1 protein-coding gene is annotated in these 231 nt (G+C 51.1%); it reads right to left on the bottom strand.

Annotated elements, in window-relative coordinates:
• Positions 1 to 231, bottom strand: a 231-nt coding sequence (locus AAEZ08_RS23540; RefSeq protein ID WP_500125259.1) for a ParA family protein, incomplete at both ends; no start/stop codon positions are given.

Genomic DNA, 231 nt, shown 5'->3' on the forward strand with positions numbered 1-231 from the left:
TTTCCAACATGGCCGATCTGGCACCTTGGGTGTCAATCAGTACCAGGTCAAAATGGCCTTCGAATGCCGGCATCAGATTAGCTAGTCGCAATCTGCCGTCCGGTGCCTGCAGGAGCAAGCTGTTCAATTGGTTATTTACGTCGTTCGAGATCACCAGGGACAGATTAGGAATCGTCGTGCTGGAGATGATCTTGAGGGAGTCGGTGATATTGAACGCGAGCAGGTCATAGA

Source organism: Pseudomonas sp. E45-MNA-CIBAN-0222, from assembly GCF_040310405.1.
Lineage (GTDB): Bacteria > Pseudomonadota > Gammaproteobacteria > Pseudomonadales > Pseudomonadaceae > Stutzerimonas > Stutzerimonas stutzeri_AC.